Below are 21,520 nucleotides of genomic sequence, written 5' to 3'. Positions count from 1 at the left end.
GTTACTCTTCATCCTTTACTTTTAATTTTTGTTTTAATAGTGCATAATCTTGCGTTAATGTAACAAGTTGATGATGAAGCTTAGAAATCTTTCGTGTTAAATCAAAAATTAAGATGAAGCAGAATAAAAGTCCAAATAAGAATAAAACGGATGGTGGATATTCTACTTTCAACAGTTTACCAATCCAATTTATGATCTTATCGGTAGAACTTAAAATAGCCATTGAGATACAAACAAAAATCCATAGAATAGCATATTTTGTTTCTAAAGCTCCACGGCGAATGGAATTAATAATTAGAAAAAATAATAATAGAATAAAGATAAATGAAAAGGTAATTACAGGCATTCATTATCAACCTTTCACGATTTTTTGCATTAATATAGCTAGACTTACTTTAATCATGTAATATGCAGATTTAAGCGGTGTGATAGAAGATTGTCCGCCTTGTCTCTCTTGCATATTTACAGATATTTCGTTAATACGAAGCTTTTTCTTTTTTAAATGGATGAGAACTTCTGGTTCTGGATAGTCTTTTGGATAATTATGTGCAAAAATCTTAATTACTTCGCGATTGATAGCACGGTATCCGGACGTTGGGTCCATAAATGTTTGGCTTGTTAATAATTTTAATAAAGCAGTGAAATAGAAAATGCCAATTCTTCGCGAAATACTACCTTTATATGCTGTTTTTTCTGTGAAACGGGAGCCTAATACCATATCGCATTGATCTTCAGCGATAGGTTGTATGATTTTGTATAAATCATCCGGATTATGTTGTCCGTCAGCATCGAACTGAATCGCAATGTCGTATCCGTTTTCATAAGCATATTTATAACCGGTTTGTACAGCAGATCCAATACCTAGGTTATATGGTAAGTTTACAAGATGAACAGGGAAATCCTTTACGATTTTAGGCGTTTTATCTTTTGAGCCATCATTAATGACACAAATACTAAGTTGTGTAAAGTGTTGTTTTAATTCTAATAATCTAGTTAATGTATCAGCAATTGCTTCTTCCTCGTTATAAGCGGGAATAATAATTAAAGTTTTTGGTATTGAAATTGGTACTTCAACAGACATTATCGCACCATCCCTTATGTATTTAATCAATCTTTATAGTCATAGTAAAAACACTTTATCTAATATACCATTAATAGTATAACAAAATAAAGAACAAGCTGGTGGGTTATTTTGTAAATTTAGAAGGGGGTGAAAAAAGTTTGTAGAGAAATTACCATCCTTTTAACAGTGGAAAAAGATACATGCAAAGAAGGATGAGAATCTTTGCATGCACAGAAGTGTATTACATATTCCATGGCTTATTTAAGGTTAATACCGATGCCATTTCTTTGCTTTTCAAACGACCTCTTTTTCGATTTTCTGCACGTTCCGATCCAGTCGTATATAACCAATGCTCTTCTTCAGTTTCTGGTAGCACTTGTGGAACAGAAGAAGGTTTTCCATCTTTTAATGCAACAAATGTAATGAAGCAAGTAGCAGCAATGCGACGCTCTCCTGATAGTAAATTTTCTGCAACGACTTTCACGAATACTTCCATAGATGATCTGCCCGTATAGCACACAAATGCTTCGTAACAAACAGAATCAGCTTGATGAATTGGATTTAAAAAATCCACAGAATCAATAGATGCTGTTACGCAATGTTCACGGCTATGTCTAGCTGCTGCAATAGAAGCAATACTATCAATTTCTGCTAATAATTTTCCGCCAAATAATGTTTCGTGATTGTTTAAGTCATTTGGAAAAACACGTGTGGTTTTAATTGCTTTTGATTCTCTCATAAATTTTTTTTCCAATATAATCAACTCCTATTTTACGTTTTCAATCAGGATGACATGTTTTTAATGATATAAAAGGAAGGGTAGTTCCTATTGAATTTTACTTGATGTTTAGACGAGCAAAATATGTTAGGGAAGGTGCATAAATATATTTGTATTCGTATGCATGTAACTGAAAGAAACTTTATTTTGTCTAAATTGTAGTGTAAAAGAGATTTCGCTTACATTGCAAGTGAAAAATAATGACTATACATTTGTCATATAAATTCCCTATCAGCCATGCGCCTATTCGTGATAGAATCGTTGTGTCATAAAGAGAAACTTTAATCAGTGTGGGCTGTAGCCCACACTGATTATTAGCTCTCACCAATCGTGCTTTTACTAGTAGTTCATCTCTCACTAACTTCTTTGCTTTTGTTGAATTTTGAGGTGGGAGTGTTACTGCTAGTTAATGCGGGGTAAATGGAAATAGAGGTGCAATGAACATATGAATCACATACAAACGGGTTTTTCATCTTTTTTTAGTAAAATGATTATTGGAATACTCCTTGTGTTTTTCGGCTATTCTTGTTGGACGGCCTTTGAAGCAGGGAAGCAATTTTTTGGGGGAAGTACAACGAGTTTAACAATTGTATTAGCAATTTTCGTCATACTTCTATTACTGATTGCGTCTATTTTACAATATCGTTTTACAGATAAACAATTTCTCATTTTCCTTATTAGCGTATCTATCCTTGTTAGACTTGGTGTCGTTCTGTTTGTAGATACTCCACTTGTAGGTGATATGAGATCTATGTATGAGTCTGCAAAGCAAGTTGCGCTTGGGAATAATATAGATGCTGTTACGCAGTTGCCTTTTATTATTTATCAGTCCTTATTAATTCGTGTATTTGGCGATACAATATTTATTTTACAACTATGTAATATTTTATTTTGTGCAGGAACGTCATTTTTCATTTATCGAATAGCTGCCATTATATTTCAGGAAGAGTGTGGACGTATTGCTTCGGTATTTTATGCCTTATATATTCCAAACATTCTTTTATGCTCGTTACTAACGGCAGAACCGCTGGCAATATTTTCATTTTACTTTGCGTGCTACATACTCTTACATAAAGGGCTAAATCATTCTTATATGTGGGTATTTTCTGCGATTTTGTTTGCTTTTAGTAATATGATTTATCCTGTAGGTTTGTTTTTACCCATTTTCATAATTGTATATGTGTTGCTGATAGCAATATTCCAAAGTGCAACAAAGCAAAGTGTATTTTTAAAAATGATGGGGTTACTTGTTATATTTTATGCAACTCACTTTGGTGTGAATTATGGAATCAAAGCAATGGGAATGTCGCAATATACCATCTCTAACCAGGCGTACGTACAATCCGTTCTAATTGGAGAACAAAGTAATAACCAGGAAAAAGTTCAAAATCAAAATATGAAAGAACATATAGATCAAAAGTTAAACGAGATGGAGGCAGAGCGATTTGCTTTTCTTAAGCCGAGTATAGATCAATTATCAAGTGAAGGAATGAATTCTATACTTTTCAAAGGCGAAAAGCTTATATACATAGCTGTAACCTTATTTATGTCGATCGCACTTTTCCATCTTCTTATTAAGAAACAACAGAGTGAAGAGTATATGTTCTTTGTACTACTTATTATAGGATATATTGGAATGGAACTTTGTAATACAAGTATTGCATACAGTAACCTAACAATACCAAGTTTGTTTATTTTACAAAGCTTTGGTGTTTACATGAGCTATTTTTATTGTCAAAAAATCTTTTTCAAAAAATAAAAGAATCCGTTCAGGATTCTTTTATTTTTTCCATGATTCATGGACAGTAATACTTTCGCTTTAAAATTCAAGCGGGTGCAAGGAAGTTAGAATGGGGATAAAGTGCCCGTCTGATTAAAGTTGCATTTTACCTGCTTAATTCGGTTTGTAAACTATCAGCTGTTAAAGCCATTTGAGAAGAATCGTCTTGGATGCTCTTCACAACTTGAGATATGACTTCTAGTTCATTTTCAATTTTTTTGTTTTGTTCTTTTGAATTAGACATATCTTTAACGATTTCTTGGAAATATAGATCTGTCTCATGCATGCTGTCTGTTCCATCAGATACAAGAGAACTAATTTGTTCCACAGATGAAGAAACATGTATAATTTGTTCGTTTGTTTTCCCGACAAGTTTTGTGACGTTTGAGATAGATTCCTTTGTTTGTTCAGATAACTTCCGAATTTCTCCAGCAACAACGGCAAAACCTTTACCAAATTCCCCAGCGCGTGCAGATTCAATGGCCGCATTTAATGCAAGCAAGTTTGTTTGTTCAGCAATTGATTTCACGATATCAATAATTTCATTAATTTTTTTTGAGATATCAAGAAGTTCTCGGGTATCCTCAATAATTGTCTCCATATTAGATTGAATGCTTTCCATTCGCTTATTCTGAATATCTAGTTGCTCTTTTCCTTTATTCGCTTTTTCTTCTGATGTTGTGGCTAATGATGTACCTGTTTTTGCAATTGCAACAATATTTTCTGATTGAGTTGTTAATTGCTGAATGGAAGCGCTCGTTTTTTCAGAAACAGCTGCGAGCTCTGTTGCAATATGTGTAATTGTCATTGCTGTGATTTCTTTTTCTTTTTCATGTTCTTTTTGAATTCTTTCGTATTCGGACTCATAGGCGGTAATAACAAGCTCTTGTTCAAGTGTGAATAATTTATTTATCACGTTTACAGAATAAGAAAAGTCGTCCATTGTAGAAATTCTTGTTTTTAAAATCTTGAGAATGGAACGGAATAATTCTTGATAAGCGGCTGTATACCATTTTCTGTGTAAGCCAATTTTAACGTGTCTTCTTGCAATTTGAACACGCCGTTCAATAAAGTCTTGATCAATATCACCATTAAATAGTTCCTTAATATGTTGTTTTAAGGTTTGTTTTAATTTAGTTACTGAACTATAACGTTCAATAATTTCGATTAAGTTCGGTTGCTTTGTAATATTGGTATAAAATTTTTCTGTAATCCAGTCTAGTTGTTCGTAAATGAAGGGTTGTAATACTTTCACGATTTTTAAATCTTCTTTTGTAATATGAAGCATGTCCATTTGTGCTTTTAATTCAGAATTAGTAGGCATATTGAATGTTATTTGCTGTGTTTTACTCAGTTCAATGATACTTGTGTTCATGTTATCGTTCTTTTTTTTGAAAGCCCCAAACATTATTCTTCCCCCTGTTATATAAAGCGTTTTCAATTGTAGTTCTTCCTTAATTATACCTATTTATGTAAAATTACTCTATATAATTATCCCTATATACATGTTGTAAAACATAAAAAAAGAGAACTCCATTTGGAATCCTCTTATTGTCCCTTATCTATTTTGGCATGAGTTTTAAAGAAAACTGGGAAATGTACATTATATATAACAGTGACTACACGTATAGTGAATGTTACAAATAAACAAATATAGAAAGCTAATACGTGTGCTCCCATTTCATATGTAATCAGGAAGCTAATTGCACCAAGAATAGAAGCAATTGCATAAATTTCTTTGCGGAATACATAGGGAATATCTTGTGCGCAAATATCACGCAGAATCCCTCCGCCAATACCTGTAATAACACCCATCGAAACAACTACAAATGAGGCGTTGATGTGATGTGACATTGCTGCATTTGCACCGACAGCGGTGAAAACGCCTAAACCAACAGCGTCAGAAAGCATAATAACAACTTGAAGTTTATTAATGCGCTCAAAAAACATACAAGTAAATAGTGCTGATAATACACTGACAAAGAAGTAAATCGGTTGTACAAATGCAACGGGAGGTAGGTTACCAATCATAATATCTCGAATAATTCCGCCACCGAGTGCAGTAGCTACAGCTAAACAAAGGACACCAAACAAATCTAGATCTTTCTTTAAACCAACTAATGTACCAGAAATGGCAGCGGCGACAAGGCCAATAAACGTAAATATTTCGATTAATAACATGGCTCTATTCCTTTCCTCCTAAAGATGTTCCAGAGAAAAAATATACACTAAAGTTTTGGAAATAACAATTACTTTTCGTTACATGTAAAAAAATGAAAGAAATACATGAAGAAAGCGTTTGAAAATGTGGAAAATAAGCTCTAGACACAAAGAGTTATTTTAATAAGAAAGTCCATGTTTATCCTGCGAAATTTCACCCTTGAGGATTAAAGTTTTGTTTTATTGGGGAATGTTGATTTGGAAAATGTAAATAAATAGGTTTTAAAGGTATGTAAGTTTATCCCGCATTAACGGGCAGTAATACTCTCACTTCAAAATTCGGCGAAAGCAAAGAAGTAAGGTGGGAGATAAACTGCCCGTNNTCAACTAATAATCAGTGGGGATGAAGAAAACTCCCACTGATTAAAGTTTCACTTTATATTATGGTTAAAATTGGGGATTTATCCTGAGGTTTGAGGGTAGTAGTAATCTCATCTCACAATTTAATGAACGTAAGGAGATAATATCTTTATCATATTTGGAGAAAACTCTGTGATTCATGCTTGTATAAAAATATTTCTCAAATTAAATATGAGTTATGTTATAATTGCTAGGTGTATTTTAAATGATATAAACAATGTTTACATGATAATGTAATGATTTTTATGGAGGTCTAAGAATGTTGGCAAATCAAGCTAGGATTAGGTTTGAGCAATTTTTGCTCTTTTTTATTATTTTACAGCCTGTTTTAGATTTATTAACGTCGCTTAGTATTATGGTATTAAAAATAAATGCGACATTTGGAATAATGGTAAGATTTCTTGTTATGGCAATCTGTGGTGTTTATATCTTGTTACAAGCAAGGGAAAAAGAAAATAGAAAGTTTTTGATTTATCTAGTAGTACTAGGAGTAGTACTATGTCTTGGATTTATTAATAATAAACTTAACAAGAGTCCAATTATAATGGGTGAAGAAGTTAAATTCTTTGGAAAAGCAGTGTATATATATATTATGTTGGGTTCATACATTTTAGCTTTAAAATCATTAAAGAAGATGACAAATATTGGTGATAAAGTTAGAAACAGTATTGTGTATTCTTCATTAATTATTAATATTGTTATGGTTGTTTCTATTGCAACATCTACAGACCTTGGTAGTTACCAATGGATGAAGGTCGGTTCTCGTGGTTGGTTCTATGCTGGGAATGAGTTAGGATCAATTTTAGCTATTATCTTCCCGATTGTAGTACTATACTCTATTCAGAAAACAAAAGGTATTACTAGCATTTTATACTGGATTCCATCTTTGTTAATGATTTATTCTTTAATTCAAGTTGGTACGAAAGTAGGAATGGGCTCAATTGGTGCAACTTTAGGTGTGGCAATTGTTATTATTCTACTTCAATTATTATTTGATAGAAGAAATCCGAACAAGAAGGTTCTTTTGCTTAACGGAGTAATTGCCATCATCCTATTAGCTGGTGTTGTTGGGACGTTTAAAAAGACACCATTGGCGCAAAATATGGGTATTCATACTGGTTATTTAGCTGAGCAAAATGCAGCACAGCAACAACAAAAAGAAAAAGAAATTAAAGAAAAGTTAAAAGAAGAGCAACAACATAAAAAAGGAAAGCCAGAAGAAAAGGCAAAAATTGAAGCTGAGGTTAAGAAAGAACTTGAGAAAGAGCAAAAGAAAGAAAATCAAGAAAATCTTATATTCAGTGGACGTCAAGTATATGCAGAAAGACATAAGCAGTTCTTTAAAGAAGCGCCAATGTCACAAAAACTGTTAGGAATGGGTTATGCGGGTAACTATAAATACAATGCACAAAAACAGCCAGATCCAAAGCTAATTGAAATGGACTTCCATGATTGGTTTTATGATTTTGGAATTATCGGCTTTATATTGATGATGATTCCGTTCATCTATTATGGCTTAAAGATTTTACTAGCATTTATTACAAGATTTAAAGACATATTTAATATAAAATATGGAATGCTTGCGGCGAGCCTAGCTTTAGCATTAGGCATTGCATATACTGCAGGACATATTTTAACAGCACCAGGGGTTGGAATTTACTTTATAGTGGTGTTAGCTTATCTAATTGTAGATCTAGAAATTGAATGATTAAAAATAAAAGCTAACTTTTGTTAGCTTTTATTTTTTAGTACAGTAAAATAAAAGGTAGATGGAAATGTGGCGAGGATTTAAAGGAGGAAAAAAGTATGAAGATATTGCATATGAATGCAGGAGCAGAAGATGGAGGAGGAAAGACACATATTATTTCACTTCTCGATCAGTTCCCAACCGATGAAGTAGAACTGGCGGTATTTGAAGACGGAATTGTTGCGAGGGAAGCAAGAGAGCTAGGGATTAAAGTTCATGTGTTTTCACAAAAATCTCGCTACGATTTATCCATTCTGAAGAATATAAGTGGATTCATTAATAAGGAAAAGTTTGATGTTGTCCACACACATGGCCCTAGAGCAAACTTTTATGTTTCTCTTATGAAAAAGAAGATTGCTGCAAAGTGGGTTACGACAATTCATAGTGATCCATTTCAAGACTTCACAAAGCAAGGTTTAAAAGGCTGGATTTTTACGAAATTAAATCTAAAGGCTTTAAAAAATATAGATTTATTCTTTGTTGTAACAAATCGATTAAAAGCGAGTCTAGCACAATTAGGCATTTCAAGCGAAAAGATGCACGTTATTTATAATGGAATTGAATATGACAAGGAAAAAGCACAAGGTTATAATAAAAAAGAAATGTTTAACATTGATGAGGATGTGTTTACGGCAATTCAAGTTGCGCGCCTTCATCCTGTTAAAGGTCATGAAGTATTGTTTGATGCATTACAACAGACGAAATTGACAAAAATTAAAGTATTATTGGTAGGCGATGGTCCATTAGAGAAAGAACTAAAGGCGTTAGCTGCGGAAAAGGGAATTGAGGATAAGGTTGAGTTTTTAGGACATCGTCAAGATGTGAAACAATTATTTGCATCGTCTCATATTAATTTATTAACATCTCATAGTGAAGGCTTCCCATTGGTTTTATTAGAAGCGGCGAATCAGCGTGTGCCATCTATTGTAACAAGAGCGGGAGAAATCGAGCCGTTAATTGTAGATGAAACGTATGGCTGGATTGTTCCAGTTGGAGATGGGAAGGCGTTGGCTGGCGCTTTAGAAGAAGCGTATAAAAAGTGGAAAACAGGAGAGCTAGGTGTAATAGGGAAGCATATTTATGATCATGCTGTAGCGAATTTCTCATTACACAAGCTATATGAAGATACAAAAGAAACGTACAGACAATTAATAGCGAAAAACCTTTAATAATAGAGAGGATTGTAATTATGGCAGTACAAACAGTTGATATTTTAGGTGTCCCTTTCTCTACGATGACGATGGAAGAGACAATCCAATATCTTATGAAGCAGCTAGAAACAGAACAAACTCATACATTTCAAATTGTAACAGCAAATCCCGAAATTGTAATGTGTGCGAAAAAGGATCCAAGTTTTCATCAAACACTTTTGAAATCAGATATCATTACACCAGATGGTATTGGTGTTGTAAAAGCTAGTGGTATGCTAGGAACGCCGTTAAAAGAGCGTGTAGCAGGCTTTGATTTGATGAGTGATTTATTCGCGGCGTTATCGAAAGAGAATAAATCTGTATCTGTTTTCTTACTAGGTGCGAAGCCACATGTTGTGAAAGGGGCTGCAGATCATTTAACAAAAACATATTCAGCTGTATCCATTGTTGGCATGCAGGACGGGTATTTTAAACAAGAAGAGGAAGAGAATATTATTTCTCGTATTCAAGAAGCAAAGCCTGATCTATTACTTGTTGCTCTTGGCTTCCCAAGACAAGAAAACTTTATTCAAAATAATAAGCATCGTCTGCAAACGAAGATGGCTGTCGGTGTAGGTGGTAGTTTGGATGTTTGGGCTGGTGAGGTAAAGCGTGCACCAAAATGGATTCAAGCAATTCATTTAGAGTGGTTTTATCGCTTATGTAGTAACCCTACTCGTTGGCGTCGTCAGCTTGTACTAGCTGAGTTTTTAAAAGAAGTAATGCGTTCGAAAAAGTAGCGAAACCTCGCTACTTTTTTTATTTGATAAACATTCATACAGTATTTCTCACTAATGGTAGCATCACCTTATGGGAAAATTAAAGGTAAACTTTATACTCAGTATCGCGATAAAATCATTTTACTTATGTAATACACACGTGTAAAATGATGTGTAAAGACACCTGTGTAAGGAGGGCTTCCAGTGGGGAAGGTAAAAGAAATTTCAAAGAGAAAACTTCTTGGAATAGCGGGACTTGGCTGGCTATTTGATGCAATGGATGTTGGGATGCTTTCATTCGTCATCGTTGCACTGCAAAAGGAATGGGGCTTAAGTAGCCAGGAGATGGGGTGGATTGGCAGTATCAATTCCGTCGGGATGGCAGTGGGGGCGCTTTTATTTGGTATATTAGCAGATAGACTAGGGCGAAAATCGGTCTTTATTATAACTTTATTATTGTTTTCTATCGGTAGTGGTTTAACAGCCTTATCAACAACGTTAGCCGTGTTTCTTCTCTTGCGCTTTTTAATTGGAATGGGGCTTGGAGGAGAATTACCAGTTGCATCTACGCTTGTATCTGAAAGTGTTGAGGCACATGAACGTGGGAAAATTGTTGTCTTGTTAGAAAGTTTTTGGGCGGGTGGCTGGTTAATTGCAGCCCTTATTTCTTATTTTGTTATTCCAAAGTATGGCTGGCAAGTAGCGATGGTATTAAGTGCAATTCCAGCTATTTATGCTCTTTATTTAAGATGGAATTTACCGGATTCACCAAGATTCAAAAAGGTTGAAAAAAGACAGTCTGTTATTACAAATATAAAGGCGGTTTGGTCTGGAGAATATCGTAAAGCGACAGTTATGTTATGGGTTTTATGGTTCTGTGTGGTCTTTTCTTATTATGGCATGTTTCTTTGGCTGCCAAGTGTAATGGTATTGAAAGGATTTAGTCTAATCAAAAGTTTTCAGTACGTGTTAATTATGACATTGGCACAGCTCCCGGGGTATTTTACTGCAGCTTGGTTTATTGAACGCCTTGGTCGTAAGTTTGTATTAGTTACGTATTTAATTGGTACAGCATGCAGTGCTTACATATTTGGGATAGCCGAGTCATTGACGATATTAGTGATAGCAGGAATGTTCTTATCCTTCTTTAATTTAGGGGCGTGGGGTGCATTATATGCATATACGCCTGAGCAGTATCCAACAGTAATTCGTGGTACAGGAGCAGGCATGGCAGCTGCATTTGGGCGTATCGGCGGTATCCTTGGACCGTTATTGGTAGGTTATCTAGTTGCTTCACAGGCTTCTCTTTCGCTGATCTTTACAATCTTTTGTGCGTCCATTTTAGTTGGAGCATTTGCAGTGGTTATACTCGGTCAAGAAACGAAGCAGCAAGAGTTAGTATAAGAAAGGGAGCCAAAATGGCTTCCTTTTTTGTTATTTTTAAATGGAATGATGGTATAGTAAATAGAAAATACGGTTAGAAAAAGGGATTATTTCCTACTAAAGCGAATGTATACAACAAGACATATGGTCAAAACAATTAGGTGGTTAGGCAAATGAAAATTTTACTTATCATGGAAGAGGTAGAACATAGAAATAGATTAATTAAGACATTTACGGAAAATATGCGGAATGTAGAATGCTTTGAAGCGCGAACTGGAATGGAATCTTTACAAATAGCGAAAAAGCATACGCCGGATTTCGTTTTTTTAGATACGCAACTAACAGATGGTACGGGATTTGAATTTTCTAGCTTATTACAACAATTAAGTTGTTATGCAAAATTGGCCTTTATTGGTGAGGACGTAGAAGGAGCAATTACAGCCTTCCGATTTCAAGCATTTTATTACTTATTGCGACCATTTCGCGAAGAAGATTTACAATTTCTCTTATATAGAATGGAGCAAGAGATAGGAAAGAAAACAAGAAGCCATTTACGTAAACTTCCGATTGAAAGCTACGAAGGAATTACATACATTTTTCCGGAAGATATTGTATATGTAAGTAAGAATAAAGAAAATAAAACGGTCTCAATTTATACAACAAATAATCAGTATATTTCAACATATACACTTCAAGAATTGGAAAATAAATTAACAGCATATGACTTTTTGCGTGTTCATAAGAGTTATTTAATTAATGCCACATATGTACAGGAACTAAAACCTTATTACAACGGGACATATAACCTTTATTTAGAAAGATATAACGAACAGCCAATTCCTGTTAGCCGGAATTATGTAAAACGACTTCGAAATAAAATTGAACTATGACAAGTTGTGAAAGAATATCAACATGATAATATAGGAATCCTTCATGATAAGGAGGATTTAAGTTAAATATTCAGAAAGTTTAGTACAATTTCTTCTAAGAAATGATATAGGGGGGATTGTATGTGAAGGCATTTAAGTCAATTTTACTTTGGGGTGTTATTGCGGCATTAGGAGCGGCCGGATTTGGTATGCTTGCCTTATCACAAGGTGAAACAATTAATGCTGTATGGCTATTAGTAGCGGCTGTTTCTGTATATGCAGTTGCGTATCGCTTTTATAGTAGATTTATTGCAAGAAAAGTATTTGAACTAGATAATAATCGGCAGACACCTGCTGAGACGTTAAATGATGGGAAAGATTACGTTCCAACAAATAAATGGGTATTATTCGGTCATCACTTTGCAGCAATTGCTGGTGCTGGTCCATTAGTAGGTCCAATTTTGGCGGCGCAGATGGGATACTTACCAGGAACGATTTGGATTATTGTTGGTGTTGTCATTGCTGGTGCTGTACAAGATTTTGTTATTTTGTTCGCTTCAATGAGACGGAATGGAAAATCATTAGGTGAAATGATTAAGGATGAGATTGGTCCTGTCACAGGATTAATCGCGATGATAGGTATTTTAGGTATTATGATTATTTTATTAGCGGTATTAGCTTTAGTAGTTGTAAAAGCGCTTGTTGGAAGTCCATGGGGAATGTTTACAATCGCAGCAACTATTCCAATTGCTATTTTAATGGGAGTTTATATGCGTTACATTCGTCCGGGCCGAGTTGGTGAGGGATCAGTTATCGGTATTATTTTACTTATTTTATCCCTTGTGGGCGGGCAGTACGTAGCCGAAAATCCAACACTTGCAAGTATGTTTACTTTTAGCGGAGAAACGATTGCTATTATGCTTATCGTATATGGCTTTATTGCATCTGCATTACCAGTTTGGATGCTTCTTGCTCCACGTGATTACTTAAGCACATTTTTAAAGGTTGGTACAATTGTTGGGCTCGCAATTGGGATTTTAATTGTAGCACCAGAGTTGAAAATGCCAGCTGTATCTCGGTTCATTGATGGAACGGGGCCAGTATTTTCTGGTAATTTATTCCCGTTTTTATTTATTACAATTGCCTGTGGTGCTGTATCAGGATTCCATGCTTTAGTCTCTTCAGGTACTACACCAAAGATGATTGAACGGGAAGGACATGCACAGCCGATTGGCTATGGAGCGATGTTAATGGAATCTTTCGTTGCGGCAATGGCAATGATTGCAGCGTGTGTATTAACACCAGGAACTTATTTCGCTATTAACAGTCCAGCAGCTCTTATTGGTACTGATGTATCCCAAGCTGCTCAAGTAATATCTTCGTGGGGATTTACAGTTACCCCGAATGAATTAAAAGAAATTGCTGTCAATGTTGGTGAACAAACGATATTATCCAGAACAGGTGGTGCACCAACGTTAGCGATAGGCATGTCTTATATTTTTTCACAAGTTTTAGGTGGAACAGCGATGATGGCATTTTGGTATCATTTTGCTATTTTATTTGAAGCATTATTTATTTTAACAACAATTGATGCTGGTACACGTGTAGGTCGATTTATGATTCAAGATATTTTAGGGCATGTGTATAAGCCGTTTGCAAAAACAGATTCTACATTAGCGAATGTAATTGCAACGACACTATGTGTATTAGGATGGGGATATTTCCTATATCAAGGCGTAGTTGATCCGCTTGGCGGGATTAATACGTTGTGGCCGCTCTTTGGAATTGCCAACCAAATGTTAGCGGGAATTGCCTTATTACTTGGAACAACAATTTTGTTCAAAATGGGGAAAAAGGCATATGTTTGGGTGACGCTTATTCCAACAGTAGGATTGCTTATTGTCACGATGACAGCAGGTTATCAAAAACTATTTCATGAGAATCCGAAAATTGGATTTTTATCACATGCAAAGATATTTCAAACTTCCTTAGACAACGGGAAGGTGTTAGCGCCAGCTAAAAACGTAGCACAGATGAAACAAATTATCTTAAATGATTATATTGATGCTGCACTTTGTGGGGTTTTCATGTTAGTTGTTATCGCAGTTCTGATTTCTGCTATTCGTATTTGGATTCAAGTGTTGCAAAATAAGGCAATGCCATTAAAAGAAGCGCCATACATTTCAAGGGATGAAAGTGAGTCGAGAAATTATGCTTAAAAAATTAGGAAAGGTATGGAAAACACGAAAGCAATTTATTAGTTTGCTTGTTGGAGTTCCAAGCTATGAAACATATGTGAATCATATGAAACTACACCATCCTGAAGAGCAAGTTTTATGTCGGAAAGAATTCTTCGCTGAAGCACAAGAAGCTAGATTTAATGCAAAAGGCGGGAAAATATCACGATGTTGTTGATGAAAGGGCGAGTTTTCGCCCTTTTTTGTTTCCTTTGTTCCACGTGGAACAACAAAATATAAAAGCTTTTGGAATGATAGGGATTTTACATACAATGAGATAAGGAAAGAAGTAGTTTGAAAAGAAAAAGGTAGGTAGAATATTTTATTCAATCGGCCAATGAGTATACGATTGAAAAAGAAATGGAAGAAGGTAAGTTGAGCATCATAAAAAAATCAAGCTATCCACGGATAGCTTGATTTTTTTATTTCTTATACAAGTTCTTTTCCAACAGCAAATTTACGATATGCACCGTGATGTGTTGGTCCTACATATTCGTTAATTTTGAATGAATGACGGATTGCTGCAGTGATGAAATCTTTTGCAGTTTTTACTGCTTCTTTTACAGGTTTACCTTTTGCAAGTTCAGCTGTAATTGCGGCAGAGTATGTACAACCTGCACCATGTGTATTCGTTGTATCGATTTTATCTGATTCTAAAAGATCAAATGTTTCTCCATCGTACAATACATCGATTGCAGTTTCTGTACCTAGTTTGCTACCACCTTTAATTAGTACATATTTTGCACCTAAAGCATGGATTTTCTTAGCAGCTTCTTTCATGTCTTTAAGAGAATTAATTTTCACACCACTTAGCTGATATGCTTCAAATAAGTTTGGTGTTACGACTAATGCTTTTGGGACAAGTACATCGCGTAAGCAGTCATTTGTTTCAGGATGCAATGCTTCATCTGCCCCTTTACAAACCATAACTGGGTCTACTACTACGTTTTGTAGATTGTGCTTTTCAATTGTTTCTGCAACCATCTCAATGATTTCAACAGACCCAAGCATACCTGTTTTTAAAGCATCTACGCCAACACCTTCAATTGTTGTTTCTAATTGTGGTTTTAGGGTAGAAGCAGGGATAGGAAATACGTTATGTGCCCAGTTATTATGTGGGTCCATTGTTACGATTGTCGTAAGAGATGTCATTCCGTATACACCAAGTTCTTGGAATGTTTTTAAATCCGCTTGTATCCCAGCACCGCCACTTGTGTCAGATCCAGCGATTGTAAGTGCTTTATTTAATGTCATTGTGAAAGCCCCCTTTAGGTCATATAATGAAAACTACATTTTTAATCATTATATCAATGTTATGAATAAGTACAAAGTGAAAAAGTAGATAGTTTGGTTGAAAGGATATTGAATTTGTTACAATAAGAAATATAAATATTGTATGTAGGAGACACATTATGTTTCAAGAGAATCGTACAACTGAATTAGTGATATTGAAAGAGATTGCAGAAACATTAAATACATCAAATGATACGTATCATGTTCTACAGGCTGTATTAGAAAAGTTATTACATATAACGGGGTTAACGACAGGATGGATCTTTCTTGCTGATGAAAATGGCAGATATACAAAATTAATTGATTATCATTTGCCAGCAGCGCTTACCTTTCAAAATAAAAAGCCAATGTGTGAAGGAGAATGTTGGTGTTTGCGCCGCTTTGTAGAAGGAAAATTAGAGCGAGCAGTTAATATTATTGAATGTAAACGAATTAATAATGCGATTGAAAATAATTGGGGTGATACAGAAGGAATTCTTCATCATGCAACAGTTCCGTTAAAGGCTGGCGGAGAAGAATTTGGAGTACTAAATGTAGCAAGCCCAGGAAAAACGCATTTCTCTGAAGAAGAACTTGTGTTACTACAATCGGTTGCATTGCAAATTGGAACGGCTTTAAAACGAACGAAATTATATGAAAGTGAAAAGAGACGAGCTCATTATTATGTAAAACTAGAGCGTTTTATCCAGGCACTGAGAACGATTCATAAATTAAATACATTACCAGAGGAAGTCGTAAAACAAGTAGGAGATGTATTTCTGTGGGAACAAGTCACCTTTTTTATTCAGGAAGAAAAGAAATTATCCATAAGAGCTTTCTATAAGAAGCATACATTACAAGAGGATGTAGGTTTAGAAGGAGCGGCAAAAGAAGCGATAGAAAAGAACCGACCTGTCTTATTGAAAAGACAGATGGGAAATATTGTTCATCCGAATGGCTCTATTATTGCTGCTCCAATACATATTCGAAATCATATGTTTGGCGTTTTATGTGTGTGCTCAAATCAGGGCGATTTTGATACAAATACGATAGATATCGTACAAGCGTTAACGAATCATATTTCATTAATGATTGAGAATTTAAGATTAAATCAGCAGCGCCGTGAGCTTGTCCGAATGGAAGAACGTAATCGTTTAGCAAGAGATCTGCATGATTCAGTTTCACAAAAACTATTTTCATTAACATTCATGACGAAGGGCGCAGAAGCTGTTTTGAAGGGACAAAATGAAAAGGTTGATCAATCTCTTCATGAGATGAGGGAATTAGCGCAAGGTGCTTTAAAAGAAATGCGGGCGCTTATTTGGCAGCTTCGTCCGGCGGGGTTAGAAAAGGGAGTGCTACCAGCTTTAAAGCAGTATGGTGAAAACTTAGGATTGAACATTCGCGAGCAGGTCAAAGGTGTACGTGACTTACCACGTGTAGTAGAAGAAACTTTATGGCGTATTGGGCAAGAAGCATTAAATAATATAAGTAAACATGCTGGTGTAAGGGAAGCGACAATTTATTTCAAGGTAACAGAGAAGGATGTATCCTTAGAGGTAGTTGATCACGGCATTGGCTTTATAGAAGAAAATGTAAGAGAGAAGAAATCGCTCGGTATGACAACAATGCGTGAACGAGCAGAGTTAATCGGGGGATATATTAAGGTTGTAAGTGAAAAGAAACGGACAAGTATAAAAGTTATCGTGCCATTATGATGTGAAAATGAGGGAAACTTGTGAGAATAAAAGTATTATTAGTTGATGATGATACGGTTGTTTTAAAAGGGTTAGCGTTTTTTTTAAGCACACAAGAAGATTTGGAGCTAGTAGGAGAAGCAAATAATGGGAAAGAAGCATTAACGAAAGTAGGCGAGACTCAACCAGATGTAGTATTAATGGATTTATATATGCCAGAGATGGATGGTATAGAAGCAACAACGTATATTAAAAAGAAATATCCACATGTGACAGTACTTGTATTAACTAGTTTTTCCGATCAAGCTCATGTGTTACCAGCATTAAAAGCAGGGGCGAGTGGATATATTTTAAAAGATGTGGAACCAGATCAACTTGTCGAAGCGATTCGCAGTGCATACAAAGGAAATATTCAACTCCATCCCGATATAGCAAATGCGCTTCTTTCCCAAACATTACCTCAAGAAGAGAAAGTGGAAACGTCAAATATTCATATAGATGTACTAACTGCGAGGGAAAATGAAGTACTGCAGCTCTTGGCAAAAGGGATGAGTAATAAGGAAATTGCTTCTGTTTTAGTCATTACAGAAAAAACAGTAAAGGCTCATGTAAGTAGTATTTTAAGTAAATTAAATTTATCCGATCGTACGCAAGCGGCTTTATATGCAGTGAAAAATGGAATTGTATAAGACAAAAGTCTTAGGACCAAGTTCGCCTTTAGAAGGTAGACTTTTTTTATGAAAAGATACGTCTATGTGAGGAAGAAATTGTTGAAATGAGAGGATAGAATATATTTGTAAGCAACAATAATTACAAGGGATGGTCCCTTTTTAGCGAGTAAATAATAAACAACGTAAGAGTGAGTAACAGGAGGAAAAAGCATGACAACAGTGTTATTTGTAAAAGCTAACAATCGTCCAGCGGATCAAGCAGTTAGTGTGAAATTATATGAGGCATTTTTAGCAAGCTACAAAAAATCACATCCAAATGATGCAGTGGTAGAACTTGATTTATACAATGAAGAATTACCATATGTAGGAGTAGATATGATTAACGGCACCTTTAAGGCTAGTAGAGGATTTGATTTAACAGCAGAAGAAGCAAGAGCGGTAGCTGTTGCTGATAAATATTTAGATCAATTCCTTGCAGCTGATAAAGTTGTATTTGGTTTCCCATTATGGAATTTAACAATTCCAGCTGTACTTCACACATATATCGATTACTTAAACCGTGCTGGTAAAACATTTAAATATACGCCAGAAGGTCCAGTAGGCCTTATTGGAGATAAGAAAATTGCCTTATTAAATGCACGTGGTGGCGTATACTCTGAAGGACCGGCAGCTGAAGTAGAAATGGCTGTTAAATATGTAGCAAGCATGATGGGCTTCTTCGGTGCAAAAGATATAGAGACAGTAGTAATTGAAGGTCACAATCAATTCCCAGATAAAGCGGAAGAGATTATTGCAGCAGGTCTTGAAGAAGCTGTTAAAGTAGCAAGCAAATTTTAATTAAAAGCATAATTTTTACTCAAAGAAAGCAGTATTAACGTTAATAAAATGTTAATACTGCTTTTTATTATCTTGTAAGCTCGTCAGCTAGTTTCTTTCTTTTGAAAGGAGTGAAGTTCTATATACGGTAAAACATCAAAGGAAAAGAGTGTTTGGAAGTCGTAAGCTTGTACATAATTGTAAATTTCTTCTCTATTTTTTTCGATGTTCATTTTTTCACCTCGTATTTAGTATGAGATATCTCCTATTATTTTTACAAGAAAGAATGATACGATTTATGTGAAAGTAAATTAAACTAGTTTTTGGTAGAAGAGAGGAAGAATGTGAAGGGGATTATGACAAAATTAAAGAAAAAGTATAAAACATTGTTATTTGATGTAGATGACACATTATTAGATTTTAAGAAAGCTGAGAAAAAAGCATTACATATGCTTTTTGAGGAGAAAAATATACCTTTAACTACTGAAATTGAAGCCCATTATAAAAAAATAAATAACGGTCTTTGGAAATCTTTTGAAGAAGGAGAAATAGACCGTGATGAAGTAGTGAATACTCGATTTTCAATTTTATTTCAGGAATATGGTCAACAAGTTGATGGGCCTTTATTCGAAAAAAATTATCGTAGTTATTTAGAAGAAGGAAGTCAGCTTATTCATGGAGCGTTTGAATTCATACAAAATATTCAAACCCAATATGATTTATATATTGTGACAAATGGCGTTTCCCAAACGCAAGATAAACGTCTGCGTAATTCGGGATTACATTCACTTTTTAAAGGTATTTTCGTTTCGGAGGATACAGGTTTTCAAAAGCCAATGAAAGAGTATTTTGATTATGTCTTTGAACGAATACCTAATTTTTCCGTAGAGGAAGGACTCATTATTGGAGATTCGCTAAGTGCGGATATTAAAGGAGGGCAGTTAGCGGGGCTAGATACTTGCTGGTTTAATCCTGAAAAAAAGTTAAACGATAGCGGGATAGTTCCGACTTATGAAATCCAAACTTTTGATGAGCTATATGAAATTTTAACAGTACTCTAACAGAAGTCTCCTTCCTCAAGCATGTGCAGGGCATAGTCCAGGTGGTAGGAAGGGAATGTTGGTCGGGCACAGCACGAAGTTTCTGTTTCCTTTTCATTAATAAAACAATCTTCACTCAAAGAACAGTACCAACACTTTTATAGCGGTGGTACTGCTTTTTTATTCGTTTATTCGTTTGTCTTTACACTAGTCCCTCTTGTTTATTCTCATTATGATTAGGGAGTGGAAATAGATTACCAATCATTGCAGCTCCAATCATTGGTAACAATAAATTAATTGGGAAGAACATAAGTAATAATAATGTAATAGCGATTGGTTTTCGTACTGCATAGCTTGAAATGGCTGTCGTTACAATAGCTACAGAAGCAACTGGATCTAACGACGGTATGACAGTAGCCACAGCATATCCAATACTTGCACCAGCAAATACAATTGGGAAAATATGTCCGCCACGCCAACCTGTACTTAAACAAACTGCCGTTACACATAACTTTAAAACTCCCGAAAGAAGCAACATCCAAAATGATAATTCTGTCCACTCATGGACTAAGTCTTTTAATTGGTGTTCTCCTGAAAACATTGTATAAGGCAGTAAAGTTCCTGCAATCCCTAAAAGAATGCCACCTATAACTCCTAACGTTACTTTATATTCTTGAAAAGGATGAACTATTTTTTCTAGCATATGTTCTACTTTGAAATAAAAATAGCCTACACCAGCTCCTATACAAATTAGAGGTAAAAATGCAAGCCATTCATGGAGTGAGAAAGACCCTTTCCCAAAATCAACAATAAAAGATCCTCGATTATCAAACTTACTAAGCAATAAATAAACAGAAAAACCAGCAAAAGTAGTAGCGAGATATACAATAGTCTTTTTTCCTTTAGAAATTTCGTTAATTGATTTATTCTCATTTTCATTGGGAGCCAAATAACCGAATAATGGTGCATTAAAAATAACACTTAAAGTAGCGCCAATTCCAATTTCCGTTAGTCCCTCCATTCCTTTTAAAGCCAAATGAAAACGATCTCCAACCCATGTACAAAGTCCACCGATAATTCCAACAAGTGCTGCTTCCGGTCCTAAACTTGCACCAAATATTAAAACAATAATCGCTGTTAACGTAGATTTATGTACAAAACTATACTCAATTCTACCTGTTTTCTTATATTCACCCATTACCTCTGGCATTAAACGCGGGTATGTACCAAAGTACTTTTGCGTCAGTCCGACAAGAATACCACCAATTGTTGTTACAAAAATTGTGTAATACGGTGGTAATGAAAATTCTTTCGGTAAATACCCCCAAATAAGCTGAATTCCAGCGTTTGTGGTAACTAAAAATAACCAGACTGTAGCCCCAACTATAGCACCTAGAAAGATACCGTACATGATAAGTAAAGAGTGCATGCCTCTTCTAATAGTCATTTTTTATGTCTCCTTTATGTTATATTCTATTATGAAAAAGTTAGAGATTCTGATACGAAAACAATTGGATAACTAATTCAATATGCATATTATCTTTTTAAGAGAACGACTTATTCAAAATATATATACATCAATTAAAAAAACGACATAAACCCCCTCTTTTTAGATGGGAGAGAGTATCTGGCCATGCATAGAAGCGGTCAGGGCCTTTTTCTGCCACACGCGAAGTAA

Annotated in this window: 19 protein-coding genes and 2 pseudogenes; 12 read left to right on the top strand and 9 right to left on the bottom strand. The window is 35.0% G+C overall.

Going from position 1 to position 21,520, the window contains the following annotated elements; genetic code table 11:
- Window position 1 precedes the first annotated feature (1 nt).
- From COO03_RS00110 to COO03_RS00100, 3 genes are all read right to left on the bottom strand, one after another.
- Window positions 2-346 (bottom strand): DUF2304 domain-containing protein, encoded by a 345-nt coding sequence (locus tag COO03_RS00110; RefSeq protein WP_097894457.1) that lies wholly within the window; start codon window positions 344-346, stop codon window positions 2-4.
- Between the two features lie 6 nt (window positions 347-352).
- Window positions 353-1,081, bottom strand: a complete 729-nt coding sequence (locus tag COO03_RS00105; RefSeq protein ID WP_097894456.1) for a glycosyltransferase family 2 protein — start codon at window positions 1,079-1,081, stop codon at window positions 353-355.
- A 223-nt stretch (window positions 1,082-1,304) separates the two neighbouring features.
- Complete coding sequence (locus tag COO03_RS00100; RefSeq protein ID WP_097894455.1) at window positions 1,305-1,817, bottom strand: acyl-CoA thioesterase; 513 nt, start codon at window positions 1,815-1,817, stop codon at window positions 1,305-1,307.
- Between the two features lie 469 nt (window positions 1,818-2,286).
- Between COO03_RS00100 and COO03_RS00090 the strand changes: the two genes are divergently transcribed.
- On the top strand, window positions 2,287-3,600 hold the full coding sequence (locus tag COO03_RS00090) for a glycosyltransferase family 39 protein (RefSeq protein ID WP_097894453.1): 1,314 nt from the start codon (window positions 2,287-2,289) through the stop codon (window positions 3,598-3,600).
- Between the two features lie 127 nt (window positions 3,601-3,727).
- Here the strand turns inward: COO03_RS00090 and COO03_RS28235 are convergent, their stop codons facing one another.
- The 3 genes and pseudogenes from COO03_RS28235 to COO03_RS00080 all read right to left on the bottom strand — a co-directional run bounded on the left by COO03_RS28235 (window position 3,728) and on the right by COO03_RS00080 (window position 5,802).
- Entirely contained in the window at window positions 3,728-4,429 is a 702-nt protein-coding gene (locus tag COO03_RS28235; protein WP_440201427.1) for a methyl-accepting chemotaxis protein, read from the bottom strand.
- Between the two features lie 54 nt (window positions 4,430-4,483).
- Window positions 4,484-4,945, bottom strand: a pseudogene (locus tag COO03_RS28230) (protoglobin family protein); the annotation flags it as partial.
- A gap of 224 nt (window positions 4,946-5,169) precedes the next feature.
- Window positions 5,170-5,802: a trimeric intracellular cation channel family protein gene (locus tag COO03_RS00080; RefSeq protein WP_097894451.1), complete on the bottom strand. Its 633-nt coding sequence runs from the start codon at window positions 5,800-5,802 to the stop codon at window positions 5,170-5,172.
- Between the two features lie 658 nt (window positions 5,803-6,460).
- On the opposite strand from COO03_RS00080, the gene COO03_RS00075 reads away from it, so the two are divergent.
- The 7 genes from COO03_RS00075 to COO03_RS00040 all read left to right on the top strand — a co-directional run bounded on the left by COO03_RS00075 (window position 6,461) and on the right by COO03_RS00040 (window position 14,524).
- On the top strand, window positions 6,461-7,909 hold the full coding sequence (locus tag COO03_RS00075) for an O-antigen ligase family protein (protein WP_097894450.1): 1,449 nt from the start codon (window positions 6,461-6,463) through the stop codon (window positions 7,907-7,909).
- A 98-nt stretch (window positions 7,910-8,007) separates the two neighbouring features.
- Window positions 8,008-9,117, top strand: a complete 1,110-nt coding sequence (locus COO03_RS00070; RefSeq protein ID WP_097894449.1) for a glycosyltransferase family 4 protein — start codon at window positions 8,008-8,010, stop codon at window positions 9,115-9,117.
- Between the two features lie 20 nt (window positions 9,118-9,137).
- Window positions 9,138-9,878, top strand: a complete 741-nt coding sequence (locus COO03_RS00065; RefSeq protein WP_097894448.1) for a WecB/TagA/CpsF family glycosyltransferase — start codon at window positions 9,138-9,140, stop codon at window positions 9,876-9,878.
- 183 nt (window positions 9,879-10,061) lie between these two features.
- Window positions 10,062-11,261: an MFS transporter gene (locus COO03_RS00055; protein ID WP_097894447.1), complete on the top strand. Its 1,200-nt coding sequence runs from the start codon at window positions 10,062-10,064 to the stop codon at window positions 11,259-11,261.
- A gap of 152 nt (window positions 11,262-11,413) precedes the next feature.
- A complete protein-coding gene (locus COO03_RS00050) occupies window positions 11,414-12,130 on the top strand; it encodes a LytR/AlgR family response regulator transcription factor (RefSeq protein WP_097894446.1) in 717 nt (238 codons plus the stop codon).
- Between the two features lie 122 nt (window positions 12,131-12,252).
- Window positions 12,253-14,328 (top strand): carbon starvation protein CstA, encoded by a 2,076-nt coding sequence (gene cstA, locus COO03_RS00045; protein ID WP_097894445.1) that lies wholly within the window; start codon window positions 12,253-12,255, stop codon window positions 14,326-14,328.
- Window positions 14,321-14,524 (top strand): YbdD/YjiX family protein, encoded by a 204-nt coding sequence (locus COO03_RS00040; protein WP_097894444.1) that lies wholly within the window; start codon window positions 14,321-14,323, stop codon window positions 14,522-14,524. Before cstA ends, COO03_RS00040 begins: the two co-directional genes overlap by 8 nt.
- Before the next feature lie 251 nt (window positions 14,525-14,775).
- Here the strand turns inward: COO03_RS00040 and pdxK are convergent, their stop codons facing one another.
- On the bottom strand, window positions 14,776-15,600 hold the full coding sequence (gene pdxK, locus COO03_RS00035) for a pyridoxine/pyridoxal/pyridoxamine kinase (RefSeq protein ID WP_097894443.1): 825 nt from the start codon (window positions 15,598-15,600) through the stop codon (window positions 14,776-14,778).
- 158 nt (window positions 15,601-15,758) lie between these two features.
- Between pdxK and COO03_RS00030 the strand changes: the two genes are divergently transcribed.
- From COO03_RS00030 to COO03_RS00020, 3 genes are all read left to right on the top strand, one after another.
- The gene (locus COO03_RS00030) at window positions 15,759-17,336 is read left to right on the top strand and encodes a GAF domain-containing sensor histidine kinase (RefSeq protein WP_097894442.1); all 1,578 of its coding nucleotides are present in this window, start codon (window positions 15,759-15,761) and stop codon (window positions 17,334-17,336) included.
- 20 nt (window positions 17,337-17,356) lie between these two features.
- The gene (locus tag COO03_RS00025) at window positions 17,357-18,004 is read left to right on the top strand and encodes a response regulator (protein ID WP_097894441.1); all 648 of its coding nucleotides are present in this window, start codon (window positions 17,357-17,359) and stop codon (window positions 18,002-18,004) included.
- Window positions 18,005-18,196: 192 nt separating this feature from the next.
- Complete coding sequence (locus tag COO03_RS00020; protein ID WP_097894440.1) at window positions 18,197-18,823, top strand: FMN-dependent NADH-azoreductase; 627 nt, start codon at window positions 18,197-18,199, stop codon at window positions 18,821-18,823.
- A 92-nt stretch (window positions 18,824-18,915) separates the two neighbouring features.
- Here the strand turns inward: COO03_RS00020 and COO03_RS00015 are convergent.
- Window positions 18,916-19,035, bottom strand: a pseudogene (locus tag COO03_RS00015) (transcriptional regulator YeiL); the annotation flags it as partial.
- Between the two features lie 123 nt (window positions 19,036-19,158).
- On the opposite strand from COO03_RS00015, the gene COO03_RS00010 reads away from it, so the two are divergent.
- A complete protein-coding gene (locus tag COO03_RS00010) occupies window positions 19,159-19,863 on the top strand; it encodes a YjjG family noncanonical pyrimidine nucleotidase (protein ID WP_097894523.1) in 705 nt (234 codons plus the stop codon).
- 181 nt (window positions 19,864-20,044) lie between these two features.
- Here the strand turns inward: COO03_RS00010 and COO03_RS00005 are convergent, their stop codons facing one another.
- Complete coding sequence (locus COO03_RS00005) at window positions 20,045-21,289, bottom strand: chloride channel protein (RefSeq protein WP_097894439.1); 1,245 nt, start codon at window positions 21,287-21,289, stop codon at window positions 20,045-20,047.
- Window positions 21,290-21,520 lie beyond the last annotated feature (231 nt).

It is taken from the genome of Bacillus sp. AFS098217, assembly GCF_002551815.1.
Classification (GTDB): domain Bacteria; phylum Bacillota; class Bacilli; order Bacillales; family Bacillaceae_G; genus Bacillus_A.
Note: the sequence above shows the minus strand (reverse complement) of the source record. Positions and strands in the feature narration are given on the sequence as shown.

Bases quoted from the DNA above. Each gene is read 5' to 3' on its own strand.
- COO03_RS00110 (WP_097894457.1), bottom strand. From the start codon at position 346: ATGCCTGTAATTACCTTTTCATTTATCTTTATTCTATTATTATTTTTT.
- COO03_RS00105 (WP_097894456.1), bottom strand. From the start codon at position 1,081: ATGTCTGTTGAAGTACCAATTTCAATACCAAAAACTTTAATTATTATT.
- COO03_RS00090 (WP_097894453.1), top strand. From the start codon at position 2,287: ATGAATCACATACAAACGGGTTTTTCATCTTTTTTTAGTAAAATGATT.
- COO03_RS28235 (WP_440201427.1), bottom strand. From the start codon at position 4,429: ATGACAATTACACATATTGCAACAGAGCTCGCAGCTGTTTCTGAAAAA.
- COO03_RS00080 (WP_097894451.1), bottom strand. From the start codon at position 5,802: ATGTTATTAATCGAAATATTTACGTTTATTGGCCTTGTCGCCGCTGCC.
- COO03_RS00075 (WP_097894450.1), top strand. From the start codon at position 6,461: ATGTTGGCAAATCAAGCTAGGATTAGGTTTGAGCAATTTTTGCTCTTT.
- COO03_RS00070 (WP_097894449.1), top strand. From the start codon at position 8,008: ATGAAGATATTGCATATGAATGCAGGAGCAGAAGATGGAGGAGGAAAG.
- COO03_RS00065 (WP_097894448.1), top strand. From the start codon at position 9,138: ATGGCAGTACAAACAGTTGATATTTTAGGTGTCCCTTTCTCTACGATG.
- COO03_RS00050 (WP_097894446.1), top strand. From the start codon at position 11,414: ATGAAAATTTTACTTATCATGGAAGAGGTAGAACATAGAAATAGATTA.
- COO03_RS00040 (WP_097894444.1), top strand. From the start codon at position 14,321: ATGCTTAAAAAATTAGGAAAGGTATGGAAAACACGAAAGCAATTTATT.
- pdxK (WP_097894443.1), bottom strand. From the start codon at position 15,600: ATGACATTAAATAAAGCACTTACAATCGCTGGATCTGACACAAGTGGC.
- COO03_RS00030 (WP_097894442.1), top strand. From the start codon at position 15,759: ATGTTTCAAGAGAATCGTACAACTGAATTAGTGATATTGAAAGAGATT.
- COO03_RS00020 (WP_097894440.1), top strand. From the start codon at position 18,197: ATGACAACAGTGTTATTTGTAAAAGCTAACAATCGTCCAGCGGATCAA.
- COO03_RS00010 (WP_097894523.1), top strand. From the start codon at position 19,159: ATGACAAAATTAAAGAAAAAGTATAAAACATTGTTATTTGATGTAGAT.
- COO03_RS00005 (WP_097894439.1), bottom strand. From the start codon at position 21,289: ATGACTATTAGAAGAGGCATGCACTCTTTACTTATCATGTACGGTATC.